At 72.3% G+C, this 4,773-nt stretch carries 5 protein-coding genes and 1 pseudogene; 4 read left to right on the forward strand and 2 right to left on the reverse strand.

Annotation, left to right across the window (positions count from 1 at the left end; all coding sequences use genetic code 11):
• The 3 genes from AOK16_RS06725 to AOK16_RS06735 all read left to right on the forward strand — a co-directional run.
• A partial coding sequence (locus tag AOK16_RS06725) for an RDD family protein (RefSeq protein WP_055471308.1) occupies positions 1 to 636 on the forward strand: 636 nt, incomplete at its 5' end.
• A gap of 158 nt (positions 637 to 794) precedes the next feature.
• The gene (locus AOK16_RS06730) at positions 795 to 1,046 is read left to right on the forward strand and encodes a ribbon-helix-helix domain-containing protein (RefSeq protein WP_055471312.1); all 252 of its coding nucleotides are present in this window, start codon (positions 795 to 797) and stop codon (positions 1,044 to 1,046) included.
• Positions 1,047 to 1,481 carry a PIN domain-containing protein gene (locus tag AOK16_RS06735; protein ID WP_055471309.1) on the forward strand — a complete coding sequence of 145 codons (435 nt, stop codon included), beginning with the start codon at positions 1,047 to 1,049 and terminating at the stop codon, positions 1,479 to 1,481.
• Between the two features lie 99 nt (positions 1,482 to 1,580).
• On the opposite strand, the gene purH is transcribed toward AOK16_RS06735, so the two are convergent.
• Positions 1,581 to 3,182: a bifunctional phosphoribosylaminoimidazolecarboxamide formyltransferase/IMP cyclohydrolase gene (gene purH, locus AOK16_RS06740; protein WP_055471310.1), complete on the reverse strand. Its 1,602-nt coding sequence runs from the start codon at positions 3,180 to 3,182 to the stop codon at positions 1,581 to 1,583.
• Positions 3,179 to 3,826 carry a phosphoribosylglycinamide formyltransferase gene (gene purN / locus AOK16_RS06745; protein WP_398719223.1) on the reverse strand — a complete coding sequence of 216 codons (648 nt, stop codon included), beginning with the start codon at positions 3,824 to 3,826 and terminating at the stop codon, positions 3,179 to 3,181. Before purN ends, purH begins: the two co-directional genes overlap by 4 nt.
• Positions 3,827 to 4,093: 267 nt before the next feature.
• On the opposite strand from purN, the pseudogene AOK16_RS27060 reads away from it, so the two are divergent.
• A pseudogene (locus AOK16_RS27060) lies at positions 4,094 to 4,773 on the forward strand (hypothetical protein); the annotation flags it as partial.

The following is a 4,773-nucleotide window of genomic DNA, read 5'->3' on the forward strand; positions in this document are numbered from 1 at the left end:
GGACAGGCGTACCCGCAGCCCCCGGCCCCGGGTCAGGCGTACCCGCAGCAGCCGGGCGTCCCCCCGCAGCAGGGCTATCTCTCCTACCCCTCCTACCCCGGAGGAGCCGGCTACCCGCCGCCCGGCGGCCCGGTGCCGGGGATGCCGCCGTTCGCGGGCTGGTGGTCGCGGGCGGCCGCCCTGCTGCTCGACTCCCTGATCACCAGCCTCGTCCCGCTGATCATCGCGGGCATCGGCTACGCGCAGATCATCGGGGACGTCATCGAATCCGCCTCGAACTGCGCCCCCGAGGACCAGGCGTGCCTCGACGCGGCGGCCCAGTCCGTGGGCGAGGGCGCCGGCGGCGCGTTCGTCCTGATAACCATCGGCGCCCTGCTCGGCCTCGGCCTGACCCTGTGGCTCGTCTACCAGGAGGGCAGGACCGGGCAGACGCCGGGCAAGAAGGCGCTGGGCATCGCCGTGCTGCGGGAAGTCGACGGCAGCCCGCTCGGCTTCGGCAACGCCCTCGCCCGCCGCATCTGCCACATCGTGGACGGCATGGCCTGCTACATCGGCTACCTGTGGCCGATCTGGGACGCCAAGAAGCAGACCTTCGCGGACAAGATCATCAAGTCGGTGGTCGTCAAGGTCAAGTGACCCGCACCGGGTACGCACGCGGGGAGGTCGTACGTACCCGGACCGCGGCCTGTCCGGAACACTCCGTCCGCCACCCGAAGGCGGTGGCCGGAGTCGAGCGGTCGGAGGGCCGAATCGAGGGCATGCCCATGCACGTATGGCAGATGTACCATACGTGCATGACTCTGAAGCGCACGACCGTCTATCTCGAGGACGAGGTCCTGCGAGAGATCAAGGAAACCGCGGCCCGGAGGGGCATGAGCGAAGCGGAGCTGATCCGGCAGGGGGTCGATCTGGCCATCGCCTCGAACCGCATGTGGGACGAGCCCGCCGGGCTCCCCGTGTTCGACAGCGGCGACCCCGCCTTCGCCGAGCGCTCGGACGACATCCTCCGGGAGACCCGGTTCGGCTCCCGGGGCGGGGCCGCCTGAATGATCGCCGTTGCGGACACCTCCGGAATCATCGCTTCCATCGACCGGAGCTGTCCCGAGCACACCCAAGCGCGGCACGTCATGGACACAGCGGGCCTCATCGTCATCGCGCTGCCCGTTCTCGCCGAGCTCGATCACATCGTGGGCGGGCGCTGGGGCAAGGAGGCGGCCGGCACCGTGGTGGATCAGCTCCTCGCCAAGGCCCGGGCGGGGCGCTACGCCGTAGCAGAGTGCGGGGTCGACGCACTCACCGATGCCCGCTCGGTCCAGAAGCGCTACCGGGACCTCCAACTGGACCTCACCGACGCCGTGTTGACGGTTGTCGCCAAGGAGTACGCGACCAATGCCGTCCTGACCCTGGACCGCAAGGACTTCCGGACCATGAGGCCGCTGTCCGGGCACACGGCGTTCCGGCTTCTGCCCGACGACCTCTGACCGCCTGCCGCAGGCCGAAGGCCGGGGTCCGCATGTGCGGAGCCCGGCCTTCGCGGTGCTGAAGTGCGCCCGTGCGCCTGGTGGCGCCCTGGTTGCGCCCTAGTGGAAGAAGTGGCGCGTGCCCGTGAGGTACATGGTCACGCCGGCGCGCTGGGCCGCCTCGATCACCTGGTCGTCGCGGACCGAACCGCCAGGCTGGACCACGGCCTTGACGCCCGCCTCCAGCAGGACCTCCAGGCCGTCGGGGAAGGGGAAGAACGCGTCGGAGGCGGCGTACGAGCCGGGCGCGCGCGCCTCGCCCGCGCGCTGCACCGCGAGCCGCGCGGAGTCGACGCGGTTGACCTGGCCCATGCCGACGCCGACCGTCGCCCCGTCCTTGGCGAGCAGGATCGCGTTGGACTTGACGGCCCGGCAGGCGCGCCAGGCGAAGGCCAGGTCGCGCAGCCCGTCCTCGTCCAGCGGCAGACCGCTGACGAGGTTCCAGCCGGTGGGGTCGTCGCCCTCGGCCTGGAAGATGTCCGAGTGCTGGAGCAGCACACCGCCGGAGACCGGCTTCAGGTCGCCCGGCTGGTGCGGCGTCCCCGCCACGCGCAGCACGCGGATGTTCTTCTTGCGGGCCAGCGCCTCGACCGCCCCGTCCTCGTACGCCGGGGCGGCGATGACCTCGGTGAAGATCTCCGCGACCTGCTCGGCCATGGCGACCGTGACCGGCCGGTTGACCGCGATGACCCCGCCGAACGCCGACAGCGGGTCGCAAGCGTGCGCCTTGCGGTGCGCCTCGGCCACGTCGTCGGCCACCGCGATCCCGCACGGGTTGGCGTGCTTGATGATCGCCACGCACGGGCGGTCGTGGTCGTAGGCGGCCCGGCGGGCGGCCTCGGTGTCGATGTAGTTGTTGAACGACATCTCCTTGCCGTGCAGTTGCTCGGCGTTGGCGATGCCGCCCGGCTCACCGTCGGTGTAGAGCGCGGCGGCCTGGTGCGGGTTCTCGCCGTAGCGCAGGACGCTCTTGCGCTCCCAGGCCCCGGCCAGGAACTCGGGCAGCCCGTTCGCCTCGGTCTCCGCGGCCGGCGCGTAGGCGCCGGTGAACCAGGACGCGACTGCCACGTCGTACGCCGCCGTGTGCTGGAACGCCTCCGCTGCCAGCCGCTTGCGGGCGGCCAGGTCGAACCCGCCCTCGCGGACGGCGGCGAGCACGTCCCCGTACCGCTCCGGGCTGGTGACCACGGCCACCGACGGGTGGTTCTTGGCGGCGGCGCGCACCATCGAGGGGCCGCCGATGTCGATCTGCTCCACGCACTCGTCCGGCGAGGCGCCGGAGGCGACGGTCTCGCGGAACGGGTAGAGGTTCACCACCACGAGGTCGAACGGCGCGACGCCCAGCTCCTCCAGCTGCGCCCGGTGGGCCTCCAGGCGCAGGTCGGCGAGGATGCCCGCGTGCACGCGCGGATGCAGCGTCTTGACCCGCCCGTCCAGGCACTCGGGGAAGCCGGTCAGCTCCTCGACCTTGGTGACCGGGACCCCGGCCGCCGCGATCCTCCCGGCCGTCGAGCCGGTCGACACGAGCTCGACGCCCGCCTCGTGCAGCCCGCGGGCCAGCTCTTCGAGACCGGACTTGTCATAGACGCTGACCAGTGCGCGACGAACAGGGCGGGCCTCAACTCGGATGGGCCGCTTCGAACCTTCAGCGGTGGCGGTCACGGGATAACTACCTTTCGTCCCTCGATGCGGTAGCCGTTACGGGCCAGGCGCCCCACGACATCGACGAGCAGCCGGCGCTCGACTTCCTTGATCCGCTCGTGCAGAGCGGCTTCGTCGTCCTCGTTCCGGACCTCGACCACGCCCTGGGCGATGATCGGGCCGGTGTCGACGCCGTCGTCGACGAAGTGGACGGTGCACCCGGTCACCTTCACGCCGTACGCGAGCGCGTCGCGTACGCCGTGGGCGCCGGGGAAGCTGGGCAGCAGGGCCGGGTGCGTGTTGACGAACCGGCCGCCGAACCGGGCCAGGAACTCCCTGCCCACGATCTTCATGAACCCGGCCGAGACCACGAGGTCCGGCTCGTACGCGGCGGTGGCCTCGGCCAGCGCCAGATCCCACTCCTCGCGGGTCGCGTGGTCCTTCACCCGGCACACGAAGGTGGGGATCCCGGCGCGCTCGGCCCGCTCCAGGCCGGCGATGGAGTCGCGGTCGGCGCCGACGGCGACGATCCGCGCGCCGTAGCCGTCGGGGCCCTCCGGCGCGGCGGCGATGGCGTCGAGGAGGGCCTGGAGGTTCGTACCGGAACCGGAGACCAGCACGACCAGACGGGCCGGGGCGGGCGTGGCGCGGGGCGGCGAGGACACGGCGTGGCTCTTTCTCATCGGTTCGCACGGACTCCCGCGGGTCTCCCCGGGAACCTGTGGGGCGGCTGGATCGTAGGGACATACGAGGGAGGGTGTTCCCGGAATCCGGAAGACCCTACGAAGCCGCGGACCGCCAGCCACGATACCGGCACACCGAGCGGCCCCCACGGGACGGGGCCACGCGCGGGAGGTAGCGTCTGTGAACATGAACCGTCCCGCCGTTCAGGGGAGGGTGGGATGACGACACAAGGGGAAGACACACTCCACATGCCGGACCGACGCCGCCGCGCGGCACTCCGCTCCACGCTGCCCACGGCCGTACCGGCCCACGGCCCGGCGACGCTGCCGGGGCCTGGGCTGCCGGGGCTGCGGCTGCCCGCCGTGGCGGGCCTCTCTGACGTGTACGTGTCTCACGTGTCCGACATGCCTTACGCGCCGGGTCCGTCCGTACTGCCGATGCAGCTACCGGTGCAGCTGCCGCTGCTGCGGGAGAGGCGATCGCCATCGGCCCCGGAAAACTCGCCCACGAACGGCCCCGGCCCCGGCAGTTCGGGCCCTGGCAGCACCGACCCCGGCAACTCCGACCCCAGCAACTCCGGTCACGGCGGCACCGGTCACGGCAACTCCGGCTCTGGCAGCACCGGACCTGGCAGTTCCGGTCACGGCGGCACCGGACCTGGCGGCACCGGTCACGAGGAGAATCCCTTTGCGGCGCCGCCGGAGGGCCGCCCCGACCGGCCGTGGCGCCCGCGCGGTGGCCAGGACGCCGCCAATGGCGGCGGCAACGGCGACGAGGACCGGGGCCGGGACAAGAGTCGGGAAGGCGACGACTCCCAGCGGAAGCAGCCCTCCTGGGGCCAGTGGAGCAGCCGCCAACCGGGCCGCCAAAGCGGCGGGTTCGGCGGCGGACCGGGCGACGGCCGGCGCCCCGGCGCGGGCGGTCCGGG

Origin of the sequence: Streptomyces pathocidini, assembly GCF_001418495.1 — a bacterium.
GTDB classification, from domain to species: domain Bacteria; phylum Actinomycetota; class Actinomycetes; order Streptomycetales; family Streptomycetaceae; genus Streptomyces; species Streptomyces pathocidini.